Here is a 22,903-nt window from a genome sequence, read left to right as displayed (position 1 = left end):
ACCGTGAACCGCCGTTTCCGCAACCTCCGACGCATCGGCCCCGTCAACGTCGCCTCCTACGTCGAACGCGGCCGGAACCGCCACCTGGCCGCCTGCACCGCTCCCCGCTGCGACTTCTCCGCCGAGTACGACAGCCGTGCCGCCGCCGAACTCGCCGCCCGTACCCACCGCTGCCCGGCCTGACAGGAGACCACCGACATGGACGTTCCGCTCTGGCTCGCCCTGCTCGTCGTCGGCGTCCTTGGCGTCAAGCTCATCCGTCCGCCCTGGTGGCTCATCGCCGTACTGCTCCTCGGCGGCTACCTCCTCGCCGACAGCCTGCTCGCCCCCGTCATCGACCCCGCCCTCAAGTGACCCGCGAAGGGAGACCGCTCATGTTCCGACCGAAGGTCCCGACCATGCCGCAGCCCACCGGCCTGACCACCCCGCCCGCGGTCGTCGAACCGACCACCATCACGCCGGACACCCCGGCCCCGCCGCCGGCACCCGCTACCCCGGCCCCGGCCCGTCCGGCCGTCCAGCTCACGCCGGGCACCGTGCTCGCCCTGGTCGGCGGCGGCACCGCCGTGGTCCTGGTCGTCGGCGCCGTGTTGGTCTCCATGCTCCTCGCCGTCGCCCTCACCGCCGCATCCGTGGCCGTGTGTGCCCTCACCGTCCGCTCCGTCATCGCCCGCCGCTGACACCACTGCCCCGACCTCCCCGGTCTTTTCGCACTGTCTAGCCCCTCGACAAACTCAACCGCACGCCCACGTAAGGAGGACACCGCACATGACTCCTGCGGCTCCGACCGCAGCCTTCCGCCAGCTGGCAGCACTTGCCCGCCACGGCGACCTCAGCACCTACGCCCACCAAATCCAGCGCCTCGGCGGCTGTGAGCAGCCCATCCGAATGGAGGGCCACCGGCTCGACATCCACGCCACCACCGGGGAGATCGTCCGGGAATTCGCCGACCGCGACCTCCCGGCCGGACAACTCCTCATCCGCTGCAACAACCGCCGCGCCACCCGCTGCGCATCCTGCGCCGAGGTGTACCGCAAAGACACCTTCCACCTCGTCACGGCCGGCCTGAGCGGCGGCAAAGGCATCGGCCCGGCCGTGGCCCAACACCCGCGCGTCTTCGCCACCTTCACCGCACCGTCCTTCGGCCCCGTGCACAACCGCCCTGGCGGTGGAAGGTGCCGCTGCGGACGCCTTCACCCGGACGACGACCCCGCCCTCGGCACACCCCTGGACCCGGACCGATACGACTACCGCGCGGCCGTTCTGTGGAACGCCCATGCGGGGATGCTCTGGGGCCGCTTCACCACCTACCTGCGCCAGCACCTCGCCTCCCGCGCGGGCCTGAGTCGTTCGGCGCTGCGGCACTGCCTCAAGGTCTCCTACGCCAAGGTCGCCGAGTACCAGCGGCGCGGTGCCGTCCACTTCCACGCCGTCATTCGCCTCGACGGCCCGGACGGTGCCGAGGACACCCCGCCAGCCTGGGCCACGGCCGAACTCCTTACCGATGCGATCCGCTGGGCGGCCAGGGAGGCCGAGGCACCCGGTCCGGTCCTCGACGGCCACGCGTACGCCTTCCGCTTCGGCGACCAGCTTGACATCCGCCCCATCCGCTCAGCCGACTTCGACGGCACTTCGGAACTGTCCAGCCGCGCCGTGGCCGCCTACATCGCCAAGTACGCCACCAAGGGAGCCGAAACCGCCGGCACCCTCGACCGGCCCATCCGCAACCCGATCACCGACCTGATCGGCTCCGGCGTCACCGACCACGCCCGGCGCATGATCCTCACCTGCTGGCATCTCGGGGCGCTCCCCGAACTGGAAGACCTCCGCCTGCGCAAATGGGCCCACATGCTCGGTTTCCGCGGCCACTTCTCCACCAAGTCCCGCGCCTACTCCGTCACCCTCGGCGCTCTCCGCCAGGCACGCGCCGACCACAACGAAGCTTTGGCCCGCGAACGCGCGACCGAAGCCGGTCACCCCCTGCCCGACCCGGACACCGTGCTCGTCCTCTCGCACTGGCGCTTCGCCGGCACCGGTCTCACGGATGCAGAAGCCCTTTTCACTTCCTCGCACCCCGCTTCTCACAACGCAGAAGGAGAACCCGACCGTGCGCGATGACGAACTGCTCACCGTCGCTGAGGTGATGGCCCGTCTCAGGCTCGGCCGGTCCACCGTGTACGACCTGATCCGCACACGACGGCTTCCCTCGGTCACCATCGGCCGATGCCGGCGTATCCCGGCCTCCGCCCTGGGCGACTTCATCGCGGAACAGATGGAGCGTGCGGCCTGATGACCAAGCGTCGGAGCCGCGGGGATGGCGGCCTGCACTGGGACGAGAAGCGGCAACGGTGGATCGCCACGGCGAACCTCGGCTTCGATCCGAGCGGCAAGCGGATCGTCAAGCGGGGGAGTGGCAAGACCAAGACGGAGGCGAAGAACAAGCTCAAGGAGGTGTTGCGGGACCACGAGGACGGTCTTGCGATCGCGCCCACCAACTACACGGTCGAGGACGCGGTGACGGACTGGCTCACTTACGGCCTGGCCGGTCTCGACCCGCGCACCGTCGAGACGACGACGCTGCTGAGCCAGAAGCACGTCATCCCGTCACTCGGCGCACGCAAGCTCCGCGACCTGAGCGCGGAGGACGTCGACCGCTGGCTGGCTGCCAAGGCGAAGACGCTCAGTACGCGCACGCTCCAGGCGATCCACTCGTGCCTGAACCGTGCTGTCAAGCGGGCCATGGCTCGGGACAAGGTGAAGCGGAACGTCGTCGAGCTGTGCTCGGTGCCCCAGGGGCAAGCGGGGCGCCCTTCTAAGGCGCTCACCTACGCCCAAGCCGAAGCCGTGCTCAAGGGCGCCGAGGGGACCTCGATGTACGCGTACATCGTCGTCGCCCTGCTGACCGGTGCCCGTACCGAGGAACTGCGGGCGCTCACCTGGGACCACGTCTTCCTCAAAGGCAAGCCGGACGCGGACCCGCCGCAGCCTCCGCACATCGCGGTCTGGCGCTCGGTCCGGCGGGGCGGGGACACCAAGACCCGGAAGTCCCGGCGCACGCTCGCGCTGCCGACGCGCTGCGTCGAAGCCCTCTGGCAGCAGTTCGAGAATCAGGGCTGGGATCGGCTCGCCGCCGGCGACAAGTGGGAGGAACACGGGCTCGTCTTCTCCTCGGCCGTGGGCAAGCCGCTGGACGCGGCCAATGTGCGTCGTGCCTTCCGGCAAGCGCTCAAGGGCATCGACGGGATCAACCCCGACGAGTGGACGCCCCGGGAACTCCGGCACAGCTTCGTGTCCCTGCTGTCCGACCGCGGCGTCCCGCTGGAAGTGATCTCACGCCTCGTGGGGCACTCGGGGACGGCCGTGACCGAGGAGGTCTACCGGAAGCAGATCCGGCCCGTGATCCAGACCGGTGCCGTGGTCATGGACGGGATCTTCGGCGCTGATCCGCAGCGCCCGTAGGCACGCGGGAAGCGGTAGTCACGCAGATAGACACGCACCCGAAAACAGGTGAGGCACCTACTCACATCAGTAGGTGCCTCACCTGCTGTTACGGCTGTCGGGGTGGCGGGATTTGAACCCACGACCTCTTCGTCCCGAACGAAGCGCGCTGCCAAGCTGCGCCACACCCCGGTGTCGCTGCTGTCGCGGCGACGACGTTTACTTTAGCCCACTGGTGGCTAGAGACGAAATCTGGTTTTGGGGCGGGTGTGGTCCAGGGCCACCAGCAGGACCGCCACGGCGTAGATCGCCAGGCCGACGAGCAGCGCGTTGGCGAGCACGCTCCGGTAGCCGTGCCGGGCGACGTCGAGGAACGGGTAGAGGTAGCGGGCGGCGGTGGAGCCGGGAAGCAGTTCGCCGCGGGTGAGGGTGAAGGCCAGGTACGCCAGCGGATACAGGAGCCACGTCGTCGCCTGGCGCAGGTGCATGCGGGCCGGCGGGGTCAGGACCAGCCAGTCCAGCAGCGCGGCGACCGGCAGCACCGTGTGCAGCAGGTGGCCCGCGACCGGCTCGAGCCATGCCGCGCCTCCGCCGGAACCCGCCGTCATGGCATAGGCCGGCGCGGCGTCCGCGAGGGCGATGTGGTGGACCAGGGACGCGACGACCACGTACAGGAGCGCCGCCCCGGTCACGGCGCCCGGCAGGGGATGGCGGGCCGTCCACGCCCGGCGCGCCGAGGCCAGCGTCACCAGGGCCAGCAGCACCGTGCTCTGGATCACGAAGTAGCTCAGGACCCGGGTGGGGCTGCCGAGGAGGATCTCGATCAGTACGGCCGCCGTCGCCAGCACCGCCAGGGCCAGCCGGTACGCCGCGGTCAGCGGGCGGCGCACCGGCGGGACGACGGCTCGGGCGGGGACGACGGAGGGAAGCACCTGCGGAGCCGTCCGCGGGAGGGCGGGGATGTCCGGGAGGTCCCTGGGTATCGGCGCGGTCATGCCCCCAGCGTGGGCCGGGGGCGGTGGCGCGGCGACGTGGCGTGGGCCGGTCGGGTTACCCCACCGGTCGGCCGCTCAGCGGATCAAGCTCGAACTCAGCGCCTCAGCGCCGCCTCAGCGGCTCAGCGCCAGCGACTCAGCGGCTCAGCGCCAGCGACTCAGCGGCTCAGCGGCTCACCAGCGTCAGCAGCGTCGCCTCCGGCGGGCACGCGAAGCGCACCGGCGTGTAGCGGCTGGTGCCGCAGCCTGCCGAAACGTGCAGGTACGACCTGTGGCCCTCCGCCGTGTGCGTGGACAGGCCCTTCACCCGGTCCGTGTCCAGGTCGCAGTTGGTGACCAGGGCGCCGTAGAACGGGATGCACAGCTGCCCGCCGTGCGTGTGCCCGGCGAGGATCAGCGGGTAGCCGTCGGCCGCGAACGCGTCCAGCACGCGCAGGTACGGCGCGTGCACGACGCCCATCGAGAAGTCCGCCCCGGTCGACGGGCCGCCCGCCACCTCCGCGTACCGGTCCCGCTTGATGTGCGGGTCGTCCAGTCCCGTCAGCTCGATCGACGTGCCCTCGATCTTCAGGGTGCCCCGCGTGTTGGTCAGGTTGAGCCAGCCCGCCGAGTCGAAGCCGTCCCGCAGGTCCTCCCACGGGTTGTGGACGGCGTCGACGACCGGCGGGTTGCCGTTCAGGCCGTGGCGGCCCTGCACCTTCTCGACCAGGTAGCGGGCGGGGTTGCGCAGCCGGGGGCCGTAGTAGTCGTTGGAGCCGAAGACGTACGCGCCGGGGAACTCCATCAGCGGGCCGAGCGCGTCCAGGACCTCGGGGACGCCCTCGGGGTCGGACAGGTTGTCGCCCGTGTTGATCACGAAGTCGGGACGCAGTCCGGCCAGGGAGCGCAGCCAGCGCTGCTTCTTGCGCTGGCCGCCGACCATGTGGATGTCGGACACCTGCAGCACGCGCAGGGGGCGCATCCCGGAGGGGAGGACGGGGACGGTCACCCGTCGGAGGCGGAAGGAGCGGGCCTCGAAGCCCGCGGCGTACAGCAGTCCGGCGGCGCCGGCCGCCGTGATTCCCAGGGGGATTCCGTATCGCGCGCGCATACGCCCATCGTGTCAGACCCTGACGGTCCCTCCGCACACCCCACGGGCACTCAGGGGCAACGACGGCCCCGCAAATCAGCAGGCGCCGCCTCCCCCGCACCTGCGACAATCAAGTCATGACCACGCTCAAGTCGAAGCTGCAGGATGACCTCAACGCCGCGATCAAGGAGCGCGACGAGCTCCGCTCCTCGACGCTCCGGCTGACGCTCGCCGCGATCACCAAGGAGGAGGTCGCGGGCAAGGAGAAGCGCGAGCTCTCCGACGACGAGGTGCAGAAGGTGATCGCCCGCGAGGCCAAGAAGCGCCGTGAGGCCGCGGACGCCTTCGCGCAGGGCGGCCGCCCCGAGCAGGCCGAGCGGGAGAAGGCGGAGGGCGAGGTGCTCGCCGGCTACCTGCCCAAGCAGCTGTCCGACGACGAGCTGAACGCGATCGTCGCCCAGGCGGTCGAGGAGGCCCGCGCCGCCGGCGCCGAGGGGCCGCGCGCCATGGGCGCCGTCATGAAGATCGTGAACCCGAAGGTGGCCGGCCAGGCGGAGGGCGGCCGGGTGGCCGCCGCCGTGAAGAAGCTGCTCGCGGGCTGACCCAGCTTCACCAGAACGAGAACGGGGTGCGGCCCCCTCCCTGCCCAGGGAGGGGGCCGCACCCCTAGTCGCGTGGACTGTCAGGTGACCGGCGTCAGTCGCGTCCGCCCGGTCCGTTCCCCGGCCCCTGGATGAAGCCCTCGGGGATGGAGAACTCCGGGTCGGGTTCGCCGCCGTTGCCGCCGTCACCGCCCCCGTCGCCGTTGCCGCCGTTGCCGTTGCCGCCGTTGATCAGGCCGCCGATGAAGCCGCCGTCGCCGTTGCCGTCGTCGTCGCGGTCACGGTCGCGGTCGTCGGGCTTCTTCGGCTTCGGGTCCGGGATGTGCACCGGGACGAAGGACTCCGCCTCCTTGCCCTCGAGGGCGCCGGTCATGGCGTCCTTCCAGATCGGGCCCGGGGTGTCGGCGCCGTAGACGAGCTCGTGGTAGACGCCGCCGATGGTGATGTTCTGCATCTTGACCTGCTGGGTGGCGCTGCCGACCCAGACGGCGCCCGACAGGTTCGGCGTGTAGCCGACGAACCAGGCGTTGCGCCGCTCGTCGGTCGTACCGGTCTTGCCCGCGTTGTCACGGTCGCCGAGGCCGGCCTGCTGGCCGGTGCCGGAGTCGACCACGCCCTTGAGCAGGGCGTTGATGGTGTCGGCCGTGTTCTCCGACATCGCCCGCGAGCAGGAGGACTTCGGGACCTCGAGGCTCTCGTTCTTGTTGCCCACCCGCTGCGTGACCGACTCGATCGCGACGGGCGTGCAGTACATGCCGCGGTTGGCGAAGGCGGCGTACGCGGAGGCCATGGTCAGCGGCGAGACGGACTCCGTGCCGAGCGCGATCGACGGGACCTGGGGCATCTTCTTGCCGCTGCCCTGCCGTACGTGCAGCTTCTCGGCCATCTCGGCGACCGGGCAGAGACCGATGTCCGCGACCATCTCGATGAAGTAGGTGTTGACCGAGAGGGCCATCGCCTCCTTCAGCTGGTACGGGCCCTTCTCCGACTCGTTCTCGTTCGGGATCTTGGTGCCGTCGTCGTTCGTGTAGGGCTTGCCGCACGTCTGGATGGGGCTCGGGACCGTCAGCTCGTACGGGGACGGGTACTCCTGCGTCGGCGGGCGGCCCGCCTCCAGGGCGGCGGCGGCCACGAACGGCTTGAACGTCGATCCCGTCGGGAAGCCGGCGCTCGTCCCCATCTCGTAGTTCACCGAGTAGTTGATCTCGGTCTCGTGCTCCTTGGCGTTGGAGCCGTACGGCTTCGACTGGCCCATCCCCACGATCTTGCCGGTGCCCGGCTCGACCAGGGTGGCCGCGGCCGCGACCTCGTCGCTCTTGTTGACGTGGTCCTTCAGCGACTGCTGGACGGACTCCTGGGCCTTCGGGTCGAGCGTGGTGCGGATGGTGAGGCCGCCCTGGTTCCACAGCTTCGCCCGGGTCTGCTTGTCCTTGCCGAAGACCGGGTCGTTGAGGAACACGTTCCGGACGTAGGCGCAGAAGAAGCCGGCGCCCTTGACCGCCGTCGTGCAGCCGTTCTGCGGCTTGCTGACCTTGAGGCCGAGCGGGGAGCGCATCGCCTCGGCGGCCTGCTCGGGCGAGATGTCGCCGACCTCGGCCATCCGCTTCAGGACGACGTTGCGCCGCTTCTTCGCCTCCGCCTCGTCGTTCACCGGGTCGTAGCGGCTCGGTGACTGGACGATGCCGGCGAGGAGGGCCGACTCCTGGAGGTTGAGGTCCTTGGCGGGCTTGGAGAAGTAGCGCTGGGACGCGGCCTCGACGCCGTAGGCCTGCTGGCCGAAGAACGTGATGTTCAGGTAGTTCTCGAGGATCTTCTTCTTGCCCAGCTCCTCCTCGACCTGGATCGCGTACTTCAGCTCCTGGATCTTGCGGCCGATGGTCTGCTGGGTGGCCTGCGCGACCTTCGTCGGGTCGTCGCCCGCCTCCTCGACGAAGACGTTCTTCACGTACTGCTGGGTGAGCGTCGAGGCGCCTTCGGAGACCTCGCCGCTGCGGGCGTTCTTGTTGAGCGCGCGCAGGACGCCCTTCAGGTCGATCGCCCCGTGCTCGTAGAAGCGCGAGTCCTCGATGGCGACGATCGCCTTCTGCATGTACGGCGAGATGTCCTTGAGGTCGACCACCGTGCGGTCGCGCGAGTAGACGGTGGCGATGAGGCCGCCGTCGGCGTCGAGGATGGTGGTGCGCTGGCTCAGCGGCGGCGTCTTCAGGTTGGCCGGGAGCTCGTCGAAGCTCTCCACCGACCCCTTGGCCGCCAGGCCCAGCGCGCCCACGGCGGGCAGTGCGATACCGGCCATGACGGCACCGGCCAGGACACTGACACCGAGGAACTTGGCGGCCTGCTGCGTGGGAGACAGACCACCGCCCGAGCGCTTCTTTGGCATGGGAGCAGCCTACGTTCTCATTCGCCGGACAAGCGTATATGCCTTGGCCTAAGCTGCACTCAACTGTCACAGCAGTGAGGCCACGTATCAATACGTCCGGCGACCCCGAATCGTTCCGGATCCTCTCGACTTTCTTCGTGCAAGTTCGGTCGAGGAACGTGGAGACCGTGTCCGGATCGCCTCGTGTGTCACACGATGCCCGTTGTGACGTAACTGAACTGACCCGAAATGCCCGATTCGTTACGCATGTCGCCCCCTCACTCCCCCGGGTGATCTGCCGCTTACCCATAGTCCGTTCGGACCATTCAAGATTGGGCCCGCTGGGGGTGTTGCGCTGTGCCCACCTTCCGTAACGTCCTCAACTGGCGGCGGTGAATATGCCGCTGCCGCCGTGGGGGAGCCTCGATTCGGGAGAGGACGGCGCCGGTATGGGCTGGGTTACCGACTGGAGTGCGCAGGCTGCCTGCCGCACTACCGATCCGGATGAACTGTTCGTTCAAGGAGCAGCGCAGAACAGGGCCAAGGCGGTGTGCACCGGCTGCCCGGTGCGCACGGAGTGCCTGGCCGACGCGCTGGACAACCGCGTCGAATTCGGCGTGTGGGGAGGCATGACGGAGCGTGAGCGCCGTGCGCTGCTGCGCCGGCGGCCGACCGTGACCTCCTGGCGCCGGCTGCTGGAGACCGCGCGCTCGGAGTACGAGCGGGGCACGGGCGTCGTGCCGCTCAACGACGACCAGGTCTACGAGGACTACGCCGCGGTGAGCTGAGAGCGGGAGGCTCCCGGTGAGGGTGCTCGGGGGATCGTCCTCGGCGCGCCCGGTCCTGTTGGGTCCGTGACCGGGTCTGCGTGGGGCGTCTTCGGTGGTGGCGCGCAGGCGGAGAGGCCTGGGGTGCCCTGTTGGGCGCCGTTGTGCCCCGTCGTGCGCGGGGACGTCTTTGTGAGCTGGGCGTGCGCGGGTGCTTGAGGGTCGGCCATGGTGGTGCGTTGCGCCCTGTGACGCCTGAGGCGCGCGCCGGCGCGTGGGGCGTACGCGTGGTCACCGACCGGTGTGCGGAGAGCGCGCCCAATGCCGGCCCGCGCTGCTCCGAGCCGCTCGAATACAAGCCCGCGCGCGAGTCGTCACCGCCCGGAAAGGGACGCCGGGCGCGCCCCTCAGGGCGTGTCCGACAACTCCGTGCGCCCGGCGGCCAGCCGTTCGCCGATGTCGCGCAGGCCCGCGAGGTCGTGGACGTCGCCGGGCAGGGCGGCCACCTCGGTCATCGCCACCTCGGGGTGGAGTGCCGTGAAACGGTCACGCGTCCGCCGCTCGCGCGCGAGCAGCTGCATCCGCTCCGCGTGCAGCCTCAGCAGGCCGGCGGTGAGACGCTCCACGGAGCGCTCGGCATCCGTGTCGCCTTCCGCGTCCGCCGCGTCCACCGTGGTCGGGTCGTCTTCGGGAGCCGCGTCGGTGACGTCCTCGGTGGCGGGGGAGCCTCCGTCGGTGACGTTACGCGCGGATGGTTCTGAACTGCCGTACGTGTCGGGAGAGTTACGAAGTCCAGCTTTCCCGTCCGGCTGATCCACAATGCGGGAGTCCTCAAGATTTTCCGCGGCGGCCAGCGCCCGCTCCGCCGACAGCCGGCCGGCCCCGCTGCCGTGCACCCGGTTCAGCACCAGGCCCGCGAGCGGCATGTCCTCCGCGGCCAGCCGCTCCACGAAGTACGCCGCCTCCCGCAGCGCGTCCCGCTCCGGGGCCGCGACCACCAGGAACGCCGTACCCGGCGCCTGGAGCAGCTTGTACGTGGCGTCCGCGCGCGTACGGAACCCGCCGAACATGGAGTCCATCGCCGCCACGAACGTCTGCACGTCCCGCAGCAGCTGACCGCCGAGCACCTTGCCGAGCGCGCCGGTCATCATCGACATCCCGACGTTCAGGAACTTCATCCCCGCACGGCCGCCCACCTTGGCCGGCGCCAGCAGCACCCGGATCAGCTTGCCGTCGAGGAAGGAGCCGAGCCGCTTGGGCGCGTCCAGGAAGTCCAGCGCGGAACGCGACGGCGGGGTGTCGACCACGATCAGGTCCCACTCGTCCCGCGACCGCAGCTGCCCCAGCTTCTCCATCGCCATGTACTCCTGCGTGCCGGCGAAGCCCGCGGAGAGCGACTGGTAGAAGGGGTTGCCCAGAATCGCGGCGGCCCGCTCGGGGTCCGCGTGCGCCTCGACGATCTCGTCGAACGTGCGCTTCATGTCGAGCATCATCGCGTGCAGTTCGCCGCCCGCGGAGTCGTCGATGCCCTTGACCCGGCGGGGGGTGTTGTCGAGGGAGTCGATGCCCATGGACTGGGCGAGCCGGCGCGCCGGGTCGATGGTGAGGACCACCACCTTGCGGCCCCGCTCCGCCGCCCGCAGGCCCAGCGCCGCGGCCGTGGTCGTCTTGCCGACGCCGCCCGAGCCGCAGCACACCACGATCCGGGTGTCCGGATTCTCGATCAGCGGGTCGATCTCCAGCGCGCGGGCGGGCGACAGGTGCTCACGGACCGGGTCCTGGTCCTGCGCCGGTTCCGGACGACGGCTCATGACATCCCCTGCTTCCGGTGGGTCCGACTCGTGACGGGGGCGATGCGGTGGCGCGGGTGACGGTCCGAGGAACGGGTGTGGCCGCTCATGACACGCCCTGTCCGCGCAGCTTCCGCGCCAGCGCGTACAGCCCGGCCAGATCCATCCCCTCGGCGAGCAGGGGGAGTTCGTGCAGCGGCACGCCCAGCTCCGCCAGTACCGCACGCTGCTCGGTCTCCAGCGCGTACCGCTCGGCGTACTCCTCCGCCTGCGCGAGCAGCGGCTCCACCAGCCGCTCCGCGTGCCCGCCGCGCCGCGCGCCGCCGAGCCCGGCCGAGGACAGCGACCGCGCGACGGCGGAACGGGGGATGTCCCCGACGAGCTCCAGGTCGCCGGCGTCCAGCACCTGGGGGCGCACCATGTTCACGATGACGCGCCCCACCGGCAGCCGGGCCGCGCGCAGCTCCGCGATGCCGTCCGCGGTCTCCTGGACCGGCATCTCCTCCAGCAGGGTCACCAGGTGCACGGCCGTCTCCGGCGACTTCAGCACGCGCATGACGGCCTGCGCCTGATTGTGTATCGGGCCGATCTTGGCGAGCCCGGCCACCTCGTCGTTGACGTTGAGGAAACGGGTGATGCGGCCGGTCGGCGGGGCGTCCATCACGACGTAGTCGTAGACGAACCGGCCGCCGCGGTCCTTGCGCCGCACCGCCTCGCACGCCTTGCCGGTGAGCAGGACGTCACGGACGCCGGGGGCGATGGTGGTGGCGAAGTCGATCGCGCCGAGCTTGCGCAGCGCCCGGCCGGCGCTGCCGAGCTTGTAGAACATCTGGAGATAGTCCAGAAGGGCCAGTTCGGGGTCGATGGCGAGCGCGTACACCTCCCCGCCCCCGGGAGCGACGGCGATCTTCCGCTCCTCGTACGGCAGCGCCTGCGTCTCGAAGAGCTGCGCGATGCCCTGCCGGCCCTCGACCTCGACGAGAAGCGTCCGCTTCCCCTCCTCGGCCAGGGCCAGCGCCAGAGCGGCGGCCACCGTGGTCTTGCCGGTTCCGCCCTTGCCACTCACGACCTGGAGCCTGCTCACGTCTTCGAGCCTAAATGGTCACCGCGCGTGGCGGCGGCTCCGGGTGACGTTCCCGCCTCCGTGTGCCGTCCCGGGCGGGCGCGACGGCGACGCGGGCGGCGGGCGCGGCAGCGGCTAGAGTCGGCCGCATGACCAAGTGGGAATACGCGACTGTGCCGCTTCTCGTCCACGCGACGAAGCAGATTCTGGACACCTGGGGCGAGGACGGCTGGGAGCTCGTCCAGGTCGTGCCCGGGCCGAACAACCCCGAGCAGCTGGTGGCCTACCTGAAGCGCGAGAAGCAGGCATGAGCGGCGTCGTCGAGTCCAGGCTGGCCGAGCTGGGCCTGAGCCTGCCCGAGGTCGTCCCGCCGCTCGCCTCGTACCAGCCGGCGGTCGTCTCCGGCCGGTACGTGTTCACCTCCGGCCAGCTGCCGATGGTGGACGGCAAGCTGCCGGTGACCGGCAAGGTCGGCGCGGAGGTCACCGCCGAGGAGGCCAAGGAGCTGGCCCGCACCTGCGCGCTGAACGCGCTCGCCGCGGTCAAGTCCGTCGTCGGCGACCTGGACCGGGTCGCGCGCGTCGTGAAGGTCGTCGGCTTCGTCGCCTCCGCCGCGGACTTCACCGGGCAGCCGGGCGTCGTCAACGGCGCGAGTGAACTTCTGGGCGAGGTGCTCGGCGACAAGGGCGTGCACGCCCGCAGCGCGGTCGGCGTCGCGGTCCTGCCGCTGGACGCGCCGGTCGAGGTCGAGATGCAGGTGGAACTCACGGAGGCGTAGCCCTCCGGGCGCCCTCCGCTGACCTAGGGGAGTTCCCCGTTCCCCGTACGCCGCCCCGGCCGGCCCCACGCCCGCCGGGGCGCGGCGCGTCCGGCCGCCGAGTCTCGGCGGCCGGGGGTACGGGGTTGAGGGACGGCCCGGGGCCTTTCATGGGGGTGTCCGTCGCGAGGCGGGGGTACAGCGGCCCTCCGACAGCCTCCGGGTCGCAGCGCCCGCACGCGACCTTCGCTGGCCAGGGCCGTGGCCCGTCGGCGGCGCCGGAACACCGACACGCCGGCGGCGGCCCGCACCCGGCACGGGACGGACGACCGGCAACCCTTCCTTCCGGCCGCTGTCGAGCCGCCCGACCCCAAGAGATGCCCCGGTCCGCCGACGATCTCGGCGACCTCCCGCCTCGCCCCGGCCGTCGGCCTTCCGCCCTCGGGGCCTCCGCCGCACCGGCCGCCGCCCCCTCCCGTCCGCCCCGAGGGGCACTCGAACATCCGGGCGTCTCGGGATAGCCTCCGGCCATGGCGAATGCGCAGGCTGGCGGGCAGTGGTACCCGCCGGAGTGGCCCGGGCGGATCAGAGCGCTGGCGAGCGGTGACCTCACCCCCGTCACGCCGAAGCGCGCCGCCACCGTCATGCTCCTCAAGGACACCGGCCCCGGCGCCGGACCCGCCGTGCACATGCTGCGCCGCCGTACGTCCATGGCGTTCGCGGGCGGCGCGTACGCCTACCCCGGCGGCGGCGTCGACCCGCGTGACGACGACCGGCACGTCCGCTGGGCCGGGCCCTCGCTCGACTGGTGGGCCGGCCGGCTCGGCGTGGACCGCGCCGGCGCCCAGGCGATCGTCTGCGCGGCCGTGCGGGAAACCTACGAGGAGGCCGGCGTGCTGCTCGCCGGGCCAGCCCCGGACGCCGTGGTCGGCGACACCACCGGCGCGGACTGGGAGGCGGACCGCGCCGCCCTCGTCGCGCGCGAGCTGTCCTTCGCGGAGTTCCTCGACCGGCGCGGCCTGGTATTGCGCTCCGACCTGCTGGGCGCCTGGACCCGCTGGATCACCCCCGAGTTCGAGCCGCGCCGCTACGACACCTGGTTCTTCGTCGCCGCCCTCCCCGAGGGCCAGCGCACCCGCAACGCCTCCACGGAGGCCGACCGCACCGTGTGGATCACCGCGCGCGAGGCGGCCGACGGGTACGACCGGGGCGAGCTGCTGATGATGCCCCCGACCATCGCGACCCTGCGCCAGCTCACCGCGTACGGCACGGCCGCGGAGGCGCTCGACGCGGCGCCCGCGCGGGACCTCACGCCGGTGCTGGCCTCCGCGCGCCTGGTGGACGGCGAGATCGTCCTCTCCTGGCCCGGGCACGACGAGTTCACCAAGCACATCCCGACCGGGGGAGCCCCCTCATGACGGACGCCACCGCCCTCCCCGGCCAGCCGCGCGGCGGGGTCCTGTCCGGTCCCGCGACCGCGCGGGCCGTCAACGTGCTCGCCCCGAACGCCTCGGCGATGACCCTGGACGGCACGAACACCTGGATCCTGTCCGAGCCGGACTCCGACCTCGCCGTCGTCGTCGACCCGGGCCCGCTGGACGACGGGCATCTGCGGCATGTCGTCGGCACCGCCGAGCAGGCCGGCAAGCGGGTCGCCCTCACCCTGCTGACGCACGGTCACCCCGACCACGCCGAGGGCGCCGCCCGGTTCGCCGAGCTGACCGGCACGAAGGTGCGCGCCCTGGACCCGGCGCTGCGGCTCGGCGACGAGGGGCTGACCGCCGGGGACGTCGTCACCGTGGGCGGTCTGGAGCTGCGGGTCGTCCCGGCCCCGGGGCACACGGCGGACTCCCTGTGCTTCCATCTGCCGGCGGACCGGGCGGTCCTCACCGGCGACACCGTGCTGGGGCGCGGCACGACCGTCGTCGCCCACCCCGACGGCCGCCTCGGCGACTACCTCGACACCCTGCGCCGGCTCAGGTCCCTCACCGTCGACGACGGCGTCCACACGGTCCTGCCGGGACACGGGCCGGTGCTCGACGACGCCCAGGGCGCCGTCGAGTACTACCTCGCGCACCGCGCCCACCGGCTCGCCCAGGTGGAGACCGCCGTCGAGAACGGCCACCGCACGCCCTCCGAGGTCGTCGCCCACGTCTACGCCGACGTCGACCGCTCCCTGTGGCCGGCCGCGGAACTCTCCGTACGGGCGCAGCTGGAGTACCTGAAGGAGCACGGGATCCTTTAGATCCCTCACGGCACGGCACGGCACGACACGACACGGCACGACACGACACGACACGGCACGGCACGGCCGCGCCCCCACGGCCGGGGGCCGTAGGGGCGCGGAAGGTTTGTGGGAACGCGTCAGCGGGAGCGCTTGGCGAGCCGCTCCACGTCCAGCAGGATCACCGCACGTGCCTCCAGCCGCAGCCAGCCGCGCTGGGCGAAGTCCGCCAGGGCCTTGTTGACCGTCTCGCGGGACGCGCCGACCAGCTGGGCCAGCTCCTCCTGCGTGAGGTCGTGCACCACGTGGATGCCCTCCTCCGACTGCACGCCGAAGCGGCGGGAGAGGTCCAGCAGGGCGCGCGCGACACGGCCCGGGACGTCGGAGAAGACCAGGTCGGACATGGCGTCGTTGGTCTTGCGCAGCCGGCGGGCGACGGCGCGCAGCAGCGCCGTGGCCACCTCGGGGCGGGCGCTCAGCCAAGGGGTCAGGTCGCCGTGGCCCAGGCCCAGCAGCTTCACCTCGGTGAGCGCCGTGGCGGTCGCGGTGCGCGGACCCGGGTCGAAGAGGGACAGCTCACCGATCAGCTCGCCGGGGCCGACCACGGCCAGCATGTTCTCGCGGCCGTCGGGGGAGGTGCGGTGCAGCTTCACCTTGCCCTCGGTGACCACGTACAGGCGGTCGCCCGGGTCGCCCTCGTGGAACAGTGAGTCGCCCCGTGCCAGGGTCACCTCACTCATGGAGGCGCGAAGCTCCGCGGCCTGCTCGTCATCGAGCGCCGCGAAAAGCGGGTTCCGCCGCAGAACGTCGTCCACGAGTTCTCTCCTCTTCGACCTGCTCAGGGGATCTTGGTTCCCCTGCGTGCCAGGGGACCGTGGTTCCCATTTTGCCGGACCGTGCAAACAGTGTGATCTGTCACAAGGATGCCGCACAGGTCGGCCCGGGTATGCGGCAGGGGTCCAATTGGACGCCGATCCTCTGGGGCCGGGGCGGATGTCCGTACCGGGTCGTAGGCTGGCCGGGTGTCCAAATCGCCGGTGAGAGCACAGGCCGAGGGGGCTGCGCGGGTGAGTGCAGAACGCGATTCCGCTGTGGGCGAACAGGGCTCCGATGGCGGTAGGAAGACGGCGAAAGCCGCGAAGACGGCTGCCGCCGGGGCGCCTGCCGCGGCCAGGGAGGCCGCCTCCGCTTCCGGGAAGAGGGCTGCCCCGGCGAGCAAGGCCGCCACGGGGAAGAAAGCCGCCCCGGCGAGGAAGGGCGCCTCCGCCCCGGCGAAGAAGGCCGCCCCTTCCAAGAAGGCGCCCGCCGCCCAGAAGGCCGCCGCCAAGAAGCCCGCCCCCCTCAAGAAGGCCCCCGCCCCCAAGAAGCAGCTCGTCGCCCCCAAGAAGGCGACCGCCTCCGTCCCGGCCGCCCCGGCGAAGACGGTGGCCGCGCATCCGCGGGGCGAGTCCCGTACCGCGCTGGTGCGCCGGGCGCGCCGGATCAACCGCGAGCTCGCCGAGGTGTACCCGTACGCCCACCCCGAGCTGGACTTCGACAACCCCTTCCAACTCGTCGTCGCCACCGTGCTGTCGGCCCAGACCACCGACCTGCGCGTCAACCAGACGACCCCCGCGCTGTTCGCGAAGTACCCCGCCCCCGAGGACCTGGCGGCCGCCAGCCCGGAAGAGGTGGAGGAGATCCTCCGCCCCACCGGCTTCTTCCGCGCCAAGACCAAGTCGGTCATCGGGCTGTCGAAGGCGCTGGTGGAGCAGTTCGGCGGGGAGGTGCCGGGGCGGCTGGAGGACCTGGTCAAGCTGCCCGGCGTCGGCCGCAAGACCGCGTTCGTCGTGCTCGGCAACGCCTTCGGGCGCCCCGGCATCACCGTCGACACCCACTTCCAGCGCCTGGTGCGCCGCTGGAAGTGGACCGACGAGACCGACCCGGACAAGATCGAGGCGGCGGTCGGCGCGCTGTTCCCGAAGAGCGACTGGACCGACCTGTCCCACCACGTCATCTGGCACGGCCGCCGCATCTGCCACGCCCGCAAGCCCGCCTGCGGCGCCTGCCCGATCGCCCCGCTCTGCCCGGCCTACGGCGAGGGCGAGACGGACCCGGAGAAGGCGAAGAAGCTGCTGAAGTACGAGAAGGCCGGCCAACCGGGCCAGCGGCTGAAGCCGCCGCAGGCGTATCTGGACGCCGGCGGCAGGGCGGCCCCGCCTCTGGGGGCCGGATGAGGGCAGGCGGGGCGCCCCTGCGCGCCGCGGAACGATCTCGGGACCGCCGCGCGTTGGACCCGTGGGACGGGGCCGGACGACGGGGGTGGGCATGACGCGGGCGAGCGGGACGCAAGGGGGTCCGGTGTCCCTGAGCAGGGACGGGCTGCCCCAGTGGCTGGACCCGGTGGTCCGCGCCGCCGAGACGGTCCGGCCCACGCAGCTCAGCCGCTTCCTGCCGCCGCGGGACGGCTCGGGACGGCAGTCGGCCGTCCTCATTCTCTTCGGCGAGGGCGAGCGCGGGCCCGAGCTGCTGCTCATGGAGCGGGCCAGTTCGCTGCGCTCGCACGCCGGGCAGCCGTCCTTCCCGGGCGGCGCCCTCGACCCCGGGGACGGCGACCCGCAGGGCGACGGTCCGCTGCGCGCGGCGCTGCGCGAGGCCGAGGAGGAGACCGGACTCGACCCGTCCGGTGTGCAGCTCTTCGGCGTGCTGCCGGCGCTCTACATCCCCGTCAGCGAGTTCGTCGTCACGCCGGTGCTCGGCTGGTGGCGTGCGCCCAGCCCGGTCGGCGTCGTCGACCCGAACGAGACGGCGCGGGTGTTCACCGTGCCCGTGGCCGACCTCACCCACCCGGACAACCGTGCCACCGCGATCCACCCCAGCGGCTTCCGCGGACCCGCGTTCACGGTCGAGTCGGCCCTCGTGTGGGGGTTCACCGCGGGGGTCATCGACCGGTTGCTGCACTTCGCGGGCTGGGAGCGCCCCTGGGATCGGGAGAAGCAGGTCCCGCTGGACTGGCGGGCGTGACAGGGTGGGCGCCGTGCTGCGTAGGACGAGGCGAGGCTTGAATCGGTGAACGTGCTGGACATCCTGCTGCTGGTGGCAGCCGTGTGGTTCGCCGTGGTCGGCTTCCGACAGGGCTTCGTCGTCGGCATCCTGTCGGTGATCGGCTTCCTCGGCGGCGGTCTGGTCGCCGTCTACACACTGCCCGTCATCTGGGACGCGCTCACCGACGACTCCGAGGTGGGCACCACCGCGGCCGTCGTGGCGGTGGTGGTCGTCATAGTGTGCGCCTCGGTCGGCCAGGCCCTGACCACCCATCTGGGCAACAAGCTGCGCCGCTACATCACCTGGTCCCCGGCCCGGGCGCTGGACGCCACCGGCGGCGCCCTCGTCAACGTCGTCGCGATGCTGCTGGTCGCCTGGCTGATCGGCTCCGCCCTCGCCGGGACGACGCTGCCGACGCTCGGCAAGGAGGTGCGCGGCTCCAAGGTGCTGCTCGGCGTGTCCCGGGCGCTGCCGGACCAGGCCGACATCTGGTTCGCCGACTTCTCCTCCGTCCTCGCGCAGAACGGCTTCCCGCAGGTCTTCAGCCCGTTCGCCAACGAGCCCATCACGGACGTCCGTCCGCCGGACCCGGCGCTCGCGGGCAGCCCCGTCGCCGCCCGCGCGCAGCGCTCCATCGTCAAGGTGACGGGCACGGCGACGAGCTGCGGCAAGGTCCTGGAGGGCACCGGCTTCGTCTTCGACGACCGGCGCGTCATGACCAACGCCCATGTGGTGGGCGGCGTCGACGAGCCCGTCGTGCAGATAGGCGGCGAGGGCCGCCGGTACGACGCCACGGTCGTCCTCTACGACTGGAAGCGCGACATCGCCGTGCTCGACGTGCCCGACCTGGACGCGCCCGTGCTGCGGTTCGCCACGGAGGACGCGAGCAGCGGGGACAGCGCGATCGTCGCCGGCTTCCCGGAGAACGGCGCGTACGACGTCCGCGCGGCGCGGCTGCGCGGGCGCATCACGGCCAACGGCCCCGACATCTACCACCGGGGCACGGTGCGCCGCGACGTGTACTCGCTGTTCGCGACGGTCCGTCAGGGCAACTCCGGCGGTCCGCTCCTCACCCCGAAGGGCGAGGTCTACGGCGTCATCTTCGCGAAGTCGCTGGACGACGCCGAGACGGGATACGCGCTCACCGTGGACGAGATCCGCGAGGACATCGCCCGGGGCCGCAGCGCCGCCCAGGAGGTCGACAGCGACAAGTGCGCGCTGTGAGCGGGAACCGGACCGGATGCCGACGGCTCGTCAGGAACGGCCGGACGTCAGGAACGCCGGATGTCTCGCGGGGTCGCCAGGGACGGCCGGATGTCTCGCGGGGTCGCCAGGGACGGCCGGATGTCGCGGGCCCCTCAGGGACGCCCGGGCGGACCGTCAGCCGCGTGGGTGACGCAGCCGGACCGACACCCAGCGCGCGCGGCGGCGGAGAATGCGCGGGATGCCGACCCTGAGATCCGTAGCTGCCATCTGTGGTGCACCGCCTCGCTGGTGGGAGCCCACACCGCTCGCCGAGCGGCGATTGCGGCTTGCGTCACTGTAGTCGTGCGTCCAGCCCATACCCGGACGTGTGCCCCTGCCCCAAGGTCGATAACCGCCTGAGGGGCCGCCAATTGGCCTATGCGCCAGGCAATTGGCGTTCGCAGGACAAGCGTTCACGCCTTACCGGTCCGGCTCGGGATCCTTCAGCCAGTTGATCAGCTCGGTCGAGAAGGTGACCGGGTCCTCCTCGTGCGGGAAGTGCCCCAGTCCGTCGAACAGCCGCCAGCGGTACGGCGCTTCGACGTACTGCCCCGATCCCGCGGCGCTGCGCGTGCGCACCACCGGGTCCAGCGAGCCGTGCAGATGCAGCGTCGGCACCCGCACCGGGCGCTTCATCCTGCGGTTGAACTGGATGCCGTCCGGGCGCGCCAGCGACCGCACCATCCACCGGTACGGCTCGATCGAGCAGTGCGCCGTGGACGGGATGCACATGGCGCGCCGGTAGGTCTCCAGGGTCTTCTCGTCGGGCGGCTGCGGCCCGGACCACTCCGTGATGAGCCGCGCCACCATCGCCCCGTCGTCCGCGGTCAGCTGCCGTTCCGGGATCCAGGGCCGCTGGAAACCCCAGATGTGCGACTGGGCGGCCGTCTGCCGGGCGTCGGCGAGCATCGAGGAGCGCCAGCGCCTCGGGTGCGGCATCGAGGACACCGCGAGCCGCCGTACGAGCTTGGGGCGCATCGCCGCGGCCGTCCAGGCGAGGTAACCGCCCAGGTCGTGGCCGACCAACGCGGCGTCCGGCTCGCCCAGGGAGCGGACGACGCCGGTGATGTCGAGGGCGAGGTTGGCCGGGTCGTAGCCGCGCGGGGTGCGGTCGCTGCCGCCGACGCCCCGCAGGTCCATGGCGACGGCCCGGAACCCGGCGTCGGCGAGCGCGGTCAGCTGGTGCCGCCAGGTCCACCAGAACTGCGGGAAGCCGTGCAGCAGCAGCACCAGCGGGCCGTCGCCCAGCTCCGCGATGTGGAAGCGGGCGCCGTTGGCGGCGACGTCACGGTGGACGAGTCCGGGGGCGTCCGGGAGGTCCAGGCGTACGACCGAGGGAGGCTGCGCCGGAGGAGTGGCGGGGTCCGTCATGAGGACGAGCGTGCCACAGCCTCGACGGCCTCGGGGCCACGGTGCTCGGGAAGGGCCGGACGCGGATGCGGCTTGGCCTTCTGCAGGACGCCGGCCGTCTCCTTCACCGAGGCGGCGACCTTCTGCGGGCCGCGGCCCTTCTTGGCCTTCTTGGCGAAGGTGATGCCGATCAGCGCGAGGACGCCGGCGACGAGGCAGTTCGCCGCGAACGACAGCAGGAAGCACACCGCCATGTTCCAGCCGCTCCAGGTGCGGATGCCGTAGGCGAGCGCGAAGTTCAGCATCGGCAGGGAGAACAGCAGCAGCACGCCCGCCGCCATGAACGCGCCGCCGCTCGTCGCGCCCCGCTTCACGTCCTGCCTGAGCTGCGCCTTCGCCAGCGCGATCTCGTCGTGCACCAGCGCCGACATCTCCGCCGTCGCCGTGGCGAACAGCTGGCCGATGCTGCGTTCGGCGCCGACCGGGCTGCCGTCGGGTGCGCTCATCGCGGTCTCCCTCTTCTCCGTACGCCTCGCGTACGTCCGTCGTGCCTGCGCGGGACGATCCCGTCTTTTGTACCGTCTCGTCAGATCATGCCGGACCGTCGTGCCGATCGCCTGCCCCGCCCGGCACTTGTGCAAGCGCGTCTCGTGCGGCGGCCTTCTCGCGGGCGAGCCGCCGGTGCTCGGCGGCCTTCTTCTCGAGGATGCGGGCCATGCGCAGGTGGTACTCCGGGTCGTCCTGCTCGTAGACGTCCGGGACGCCGTCCTGGTCCTCGTCCCGCTCCTCCTCGTCGGCCAGCCTGCGGTACCGGGCGTTCCTGATCTTCAGCAGCACGGTCGCCAGGGCGGTCGCGATCAGCGAGCCGGCCAGGACGGCCGCCTTCACGCTGTCCGTCAACGCCGCGTCGTCCTCGAACGCCAGCTCCCCGATGAGCAGCGACACGGTGAAGCCGATGCCGGCGAGCGTGGCCACCGCGAACACGTCCGCCCACTCCAGGTCGTCGCTGAGCGAGGCGCGCGTGAAACGGGACGTCAGCCAGGTGCCGCCGAAGACGCCGAGCGTCTTGCCGGCCACCAGACCGAGGACGACGCCGAGCGTCTCGGGCTGCGTGAACACCTTCGCGAGCGCGTCACCGGAGACCGCGACACCGGCGCTGAACAGCGCGAACAGCGGGACCGCGAGACCCGCCGACAGGGGCCGGACGCGGTGCTCGATGCGCTCGCCCAGGGAGTGCTCCTCGCCCTCCTCCCGGTGGCAGCGCAGCATCAGACCCATCGCGACGCCCGCGATGGTGGCGTGGATGCCGCTGTTGTACATCAGCCCCCAGATCACCACGGCCAGCGGCACGTACACGTACCAGCCGCGCACCCGCCTGCGCAGCAGCAGCCAGAAGACCACCAGGCCCGCGACCGCGCCGCCGAGCGCCGCGAAGTTCAGTCCGTCGGTGAAGAACAGCGCGATGATCAGGATCGCGAACAGGTCGTCCACGACCGCGAGGGTGAGCAGGAAGGCGCGCAGCGCGCTGGGCAGCGACGTGCCGATGACGGCGAGCACGGCCAGCGCGAACGCGATGTCCGTGGCCGTGGGCACGGCCCAGCCGGCGAGGGAACCGCCGCCCGCTCCGCTGGTGAGCGTGTAGACGACGGCGGGGGCGATCATGCCGCACAGCGCGGCGGCGACGGGGAGCGCGGCCGCCTTGGGGTCGCGCAGGTCACCGGCGACCAGTTCCCGCTTGAGTTCGATGCCGGCGACGAAGAAGAAGACGGCGAGCAGGCCGTCGGCCGCCCAGTGCGCCACGGACAGGTTCAGCCCGAGCGACGCGGGGCCGATGTGCCAGTGGCTGACGCTCTCGTAGCTGTCGTGCAGCGCGGGTATGTTCGCCCACACCAGGGCGGCGACGGCGGCGAGCAGCAGCAGGACGCCCCCGACGGTCTCGGTGCGCAGCGCGTTCGCGACGAAGTTCCGCTCGGGCAGCGAGAGCCGGCCGAAGGCCTTGCGGGGGGCGGGGGCGGTCACGGGCGTTTCCTCCGGTGGTCGGGCAGCACGAATCGTGTGCCGACCAGACTTCCCGGCGCGCCATGAGACAGCTTGTTGGTGTCGAGGGTAGCCAACGTGCGTACGGGGCGCACCAGCGGCATCGACGGGGGCCGCGCGGACCGCCGCGGACCGCTGCGGATCGCTGCGCGGGGCGGTCGTCGGGCGGGGCGGTCGTCGGGC

At 71.7% G+C, this 22,903-nt stretch carries 25 protein-coding genes and 1 tRNA gene; 15 read left to right on the top strand and 11 right to left on the bottom strand.

What is annotated here, in order from left to right; genetic code table 11:
- The first annotated feature begins 3 nt into the window (after positions 1–3).
- The 6 genes from ACFOSY_RS24155 (at position 4) to ACFOSY_RS24130 (ending at position 3,459) form a co-directional block, all read left to right on the top strand.
- Positions 4–183 carry a mobile element transfer protein gene (locus ACFOSY_RS24155; RefSeq protein ID WP_019524147.1) on the top strand — a complete coding sequence of 60 codons (180 nt, stop codon included), beginning with the start codon at positions 4–6 and terminating at the stop codon, positions 181–183.
- A gap of 15 nt (positions 184–198) precedes the next feature.
- On the top strand, positions 199–354 hold the full coding sequence (locus tag ACFOSY_RS24150; RefSeq protein ID WP_006134826.1) for a hypothetical protein: 156 nt from the start codon (positions 199–201) through the stop codon (positions 352–354).
- A 20-nt stretch (positions 355–374) separates the two neighbouring features.
- A complete protein-coding gene (locus ACFOSY_RS24145; RefSeq protein ID WP_394310356.1) occupies positions 375–680 on the top strand; it encodes a SpdD-like protein in 306 nt (101 codons plus the stop codon).
- 88 nt (positions 681–768) lie between these two features.
- Complete coding sequence (locus ACFOSY_RS24140; protein WP_394310354.1) at positions 769–2,118, top strand: replication initiator; 1,350 nt, start codon at positions 769–771, stop codon at positions 2,116–2,118.
- Positions 2,108–2,290 (top strand): helix-turn-helix domain-containing protein, encoded by a 183-nt coding sequence (locus ACFOSY_RS24135; RefSeq protein ID WP_031020012.1) that lies wholly within the window; start codon positions 2,108–2,110, stop codon positions 2,288–2,290. The genes ACFOSY_RS24140 and ACFOSY_RS24135 overlap by 11 nt, the downstream gene beginning before the upstream one ends.
- Positions 2,290–3,459 (top strand): site-specific integrase, encoded by a 1,170-nt coding sequence (locus tag ACFOSY_RS24130; RefSeq protein ID WP_394310351.1) that lies wholly within the window; start codon positions 2,290–2,292, stop codon positions 3,457–3,459. Before ACFOSY_RS24135 ends, ACFOSY_RS24130 begins: the two co-directional genes overlap by 1 nt.
- Before the next feature lie 97 nt (positions 3,460–3,556).
- Here the strand turns inward: ACFOSY_RS24130 and ACFOSY_RS24125 are convergent.
- From ACFOSY_RS24125 to ACFOSY_RS24115, 3 genes are all read right to left on the bottom strand, one after another.
- Positions 3,557–3,630, bottom strand: a tRNA-Pro gene (locus tag ACFOSY_RS24125).
- 47 nt (positions 3,631–3,677) lie between these two features.
- Positions 3,678–4,433 (bottom strand): Pr6Pr family membrane protein, encoded by a 756-nt coding sequence (locus ACFOSY_RS24120; RefSeq protein ID WP_394310349.1) that lies wholly within the window; start codon positions 4,431–4,433, stop codon positions 3,678–3,680.
- 166 nt (positions 4,434–4,599) lie between these two features.
- Complete coding sequence (locus tag ACFOSY_RS24115) at positions 4,600–5,523, bottom strand: metallophosphoesterase (RefSeq protein WP_394310348.1); 924 nt, start codon at positions 5,521–5,523, stop codon at positions 4,600–4,602.
- A gap of 116 nt (positions 5,524–5,639) precedes the next feature.
- Between ACFOSY_RS24115 and ACFOSY_RS24110 the strand changes: the two genes are divergently transcribed.
- The gene (locus tag ACFOSY_RS24110; RefSeq protein ID WP_006132540.1) at positions 5,640–6,104 is read left to right on the top strand and encodes a GatB/YqeY domain-containing protein; all 465 of its coding nucleotides are present in this window, start codon (positions 5,640–5,642) and stop codon (positions 6,102–6,104) included.
- Between the two features lie 94 nt (positions 6,105–6,198).
- On the opposite strand, the gene ACFOSY_RS24105 is transcribed toward ACFOSY_RS24110, so the two are convergent.
- The gene (locus tag ACFOSY_RS24105; protein ID WP_394310345.1) at positions 6,199–8,484 is read right to left on the bottom strand and encodes a transglycosylase domain-containing protein; all 2,286 of its coding nucleotides are present in this window, start codon (positions 8,482–8,484) and stop codon (positions 6,199–6,201) included.
- A gap of 428 nt (positions 8,485–8,912) precedes the next feature.
- On the opposite strand from ACFOSY_RS24105, the gene wblA reads away from it, so the two are divergent.
- Positions 8,913–9,251, top strand: a complete 339-nt coding sequence (gene wblA, locus ACFOSY_RS24100; protein WP_019527064.1) for a transcriptional regulator WblA — start codon at positions 8,913–8,915, stop codon at positions 9,249–9,251.
- Positions 9,252–9,637: 386 nt separating this feature from the next.
- Here wblA and ACFOSY_RS24095 read toward each other — a convergent pair whose 3' ends face one another.
- Positions 9,638–11,041: an ArsA family ATPase gene (locus ACFOSY_RS24095; protein ID WP_394310339.1), complete on the bottom strand. Its 1,404-nt coding sequence runs from the start codon at positions 11,039–11,041 to the stop codon at positions 9,638–9,640.
- Positions 11,042–11,126: 85 nt separating this feature from the next.
- Complete coding sequence (locus ACFOSY_RS24090) at positions 11,127–12,104, bottom strand: ArsA family ATPase (RefSeq protein WP_394310337.1); 978 nt, start codon at positions 12,102–12,104, stop codon at positions 11,127–11,129.
- 128 nt (positions 12,105–12,232) lie between these two features.
- Between ACFOSY_RS24090 and ACFOSY_RS24085 the strand changes: the two genes are divergently transcribed.
- From ACFOSY_RS24085 to ACFOSY_RS24070, 4 genes are all read left to right on the top strand, one after another.
- Entirely contained in the window at positions 12,233–12,394 is a 162-nt protein-coding gene (locus tag ACFOSY_RS24085) for a DUF4177 domain-containing protein (protein WP_003975360.1), read from the top strand.
- Positions 12,391–12,861, top strand: coding sequence for a RidA family protein (locus tag ACFOSY_RS24080; protein ID WP_394310334.1), 471 nt, complete (start codon positions 12,391–12,393; stop codon positions 12,859–12,861). Before ACFOSY_RS24085 ends, ACFOSY_RS24080 begins: the two co-directional genes overlap by 4 nt.
- A gap of 509 nt (positions 12,862–13,370) precedes the next feature.
- On the top strand, positions 13,371–14,258 hold the full coding sequence (locus ACFOSY_RS24075) for an NUDIX hydrolase (RefSeq protein ID WP_394310324.1): 888 nt from the start codon (positions 13,371–13,373) through the stop codon (positions 14,256–14,258).
- A complete protein-coding gene (locus ACFOSY_RS24070; RefSeq protein WP_394310321.1) occupies positions 14,255–15,085 on the top strand; it encodes an MBL fold metallo-hydrolase in 831 nt (276 codons plus the stop codon). The genes ACFOSY_RS24075 and ACFOSY_RS24070 overlap by 4 nt, the downstream gene beginning before the upstream one ends.
- Before the next feature lie 119 nt (positions 15,086–15,204).
- Here ACFOSY_RS24070 and ACFOSY_RS24065 read toward each other — a convergent pair whose 3' ends face one another.
- Positions 15,205–15,879 carry a Crp/Fnr family transcriptional regulator gene (locus ACFOSY_RS24065; RefSeq protein ID WP_006132548.1) on the bottom strand — a complete coding sequence of 225 codons (675 nt, stop codon included), beginning with the start codon at positions 15,877–15,879 and terminating at the stop codon, positions 15,205–15,207.
- A gap of 276 nt (positions 15,880–16,155) precedes the next feature.
- Here ACFOSY_RS24065 and nth point away from each other — a divergent pair, with 276 nt between their 5' ends.
- The 3 genes from nth (at position 16,156) to ACFOSY_RS24050 (ending at position 19,312) form a co-directional block, all read left to right on the top strand.
- Positions 16,156–17,280 carry an endonuclease III gene (gene nth, locus ACFOSY_RS24060; protein ID WP_394310394.1) on the top strand — a complete coding sequence of 375 codons (1,125 nt, stop codon included), beginning with the start codon at positions 16,156–16,158 and terminating at the stop codon, positions 17,278–17,280.
- Positions 17,281–17,371: 91 nt separating this feature from the next.
- Positions 17,372–18,067, top strand: coding sequence for an NUDIX hydrolase (locus tag ACFOSY_RS24055; protein WP_394310318.1), 696 nt, complete (start codon positions 17,372–17,374; stop codon positions 18,065–18,067).
- Between the two features lie 45 nt (positions 18,068–18,112).
- Positions 18,113–19,312, top strand: a complete 1,200-nt coding sequence (locus ACFOSY_RS24050) for a MarP family serine protease (RefSeq protein WP_394310316.1) — start codon at positions 18,113–18,115, stop codon at positions 19,310–19,312.
- A 156-nt stretch (positions 19,313–19,468) separates the two neighbouring features.
- Here ACFOSY_RS24050 and ACFOSY_RS24045 read toward each other — a convergent pair whose 3' ends face one another.
- The 4 genes from ACFOSY_RS24045 to nhaA all read right to left on the bottom strand — a co-directional run bounded on the left by ACFOSY_RS24045 (position 19,469) and on the right by nhaA (position 22,702).
- Positions 19,469–19,651 carry a hypothetical protein gene (locus tag ACFOSY_RS24045; RefSeq protein ID WP_078492825.1) on the bottom strand — a complete coding sequence of 61 codons (183 nt, stop codon included), beginning with the start codon at positions 19,649–19,651 and terminating at the stop codon, positions 19,469–19,471.
- A 102-nt stretch (positions 19,652–19,753) separates the two neighbouring features.
- Positions 19,754–20,704, bottom strand: coding sequence for an alpha/beta fold hydrolase (locus ACFOSY_RS24040; RefSeq protein ID WP_394310313.1), 951 nt, complete (start codon positions 20,702–20,704; stop codon positions 19,754–19,756).
- The gene (locus ACFOSY_RS24035; RefSeq protein ID WP_394310311.1) at positions 20,701–21,189 is read right to left on the bottom strand and encodes a phage holin family protein; all 489 of its coding nucleotides are present in this window, start codon (positions 21,187–21,189) and stop codon (positions 20,701–20,703) included. The genes ACFOSY_RS24040 and ACFOSY_RS24035 overlap by 4 nt, the downstream gene beginning before the upstream one ends.
- Positions 21,190–21,274: 85 nt before the next feature.
- Positions 21,275–22,702, bottom strand: a complete 1,428-nt coding sequence (gene nhaA, locus ACFOSY_RS24030; RefSeq protein ID WP_394310309.1) for a Na+/H+ antiporter NhaA — start codon at positions 22,700–22,702, stop codon at positions 21,275–21,277.
- Positions 22,703–22,903: the final 201 nt, after the last annotated feature.

This window comes from Streptomyces lusitanus, from assembly GCF_042647945.1.
GTDB classification, from domain to species: Bacteria; Actinomycetota; Actinomycetes; order Streptomycetales; family Streptomycetaceae; genus Streptomyces; species Streptomyces pseudogriseolus.
This window is presented reverse-complemented; position numbering and strand designations above follow the sequence as displayed.

Bases quoted from the DNA above. Each gene is read 5' to 3' on its own strand.
- ACFOSY_RS24150 (WP_006134826.1), top strand. From the start codon at position 199: ATGGACGTTCCGCTCTGGCTCGCCCTGCTCGTCGTCGGCGTCCTTGGC.
- ACFOSY_RS24145 (WP_394310356.1), top strand. From the start codon at position 375: ATGTTCCGACCGAAGGTCCCGACCATGCCGCAGCCCACCGGCCTGACC.
- ACFOSY_RS24140 (WP_394310354.1), top strand. From the start codon at position 769: ATGACTCCTGCGGCTCCGACCGCAGCCTTCCGCCAGCTGGCAGCACTT.
- ACFOSY_RS24130 (WP_394310351.1), top strand. From the start codon at position 2,290: ATGACCAAGCGTCGGAGCCGCGGGGATGGCGGCCTGCACTGGGACGAG.
- ACFOSY_RS24120 (WP_394310349.1), bottom strand. From the start codon at position 4,433: ATGACCGCGCCGATACCCAGGGACCTCCCGGACATCCCCGCCCTCCCG.
- ACFOSY_RS24115 (WP_394310348.1), bottom strand. From the start codon at position 5,523: ATGCGCGCGCGATACGGAATCCCCCTGGGAATCACGGCGGCCGGCGCC.
- ACFOSY_RS24110 (WP_006132540.1), top strand. From the start codon at position 5,640: ATGACCACGCTCAAGTCGAAGCTGCAGGATGACCTCAACGCCGCGATC.
- ACFOSY_RS24105 (WP_394310345.1), bottom strand. From the start codon at position 8,484: ATGCCAAAGAAGCGCTCGGGCGGTGGTCTGTCTCCCACGCAGCAGGCC.
- wblA (WP_019527064.1), top strand. From the start codon at position 8,913: ATGGGCTGGGTTACCGACTGGAGTGCGCAGGCTGCCTGCCGCACTACC.
- ACFOSY_RS24095 (WP_394310339.1), bottom strand. From the start codon at position 11,041: ATGAGCCGTCGTCCGGAACCGGCGCAGGACCAGGACCCGGTCCGTGAG.
- ACFOSY_RS24085 (WP_003975360.1), top strand. From the start codon at position 12,233: ATGACCAAGTGGGAATACGCGACTGTGCCGCTTCTCGTCCACGCGACG.
- ACFOSY_RS24080 (WP_394310334.1), top strand. From the start codon at position 12,391: ATGAGCGGCGTCGTCGAGTCCAGGCTGGCCGAGCTGGGCCTGAGCCTG.
- ACFOSY_RS24075 (WP_394310324.1), top strand. From the start codon at position 13,371: ATGGCGAATGCGCAGGCTGGCGGGCAGTGGTACCCGCCGGAGTGGCCC.
- ACFOSY_RS24070 (WP_394310321.1), top strand. From the start codon at position 14,255: ATGACGGACGCCACCGCCCTCCCCGGCCAGCCGCGCGGCGGGGTCCTG.
- ACFOSY_RS24055 (WP_394310318.1), top strand. From the start codon at position 17,372: ATGACGCGGGCGAGCGGGACGCAAGGGGGTCCGGTGTCCCTGAGCAGG.
- ACFOSY_RS24045 (WP_078492825.1), bottom strand. From the start codon at position 19,651: ATGGGCTGGACGCACGACTACAGTGACGCAAGCCGCAATCGCCGCTCG.
- ACFOSY_RS24040 (WP_394310313.1), bottom strand. From the start codon at position 20,704: ATGACGGACCCCGCCACTCCTCCGGCGCAGCCTCCCTCGGTCGTACGC.
- ACFOSY_RS24035 (WP_394310311.1), bottom strand. From the start codon at position 21,189: ATGAGCGCACCCGACGGCAGCCCGGTCGGCGCCGAACGCAGCATCGGC.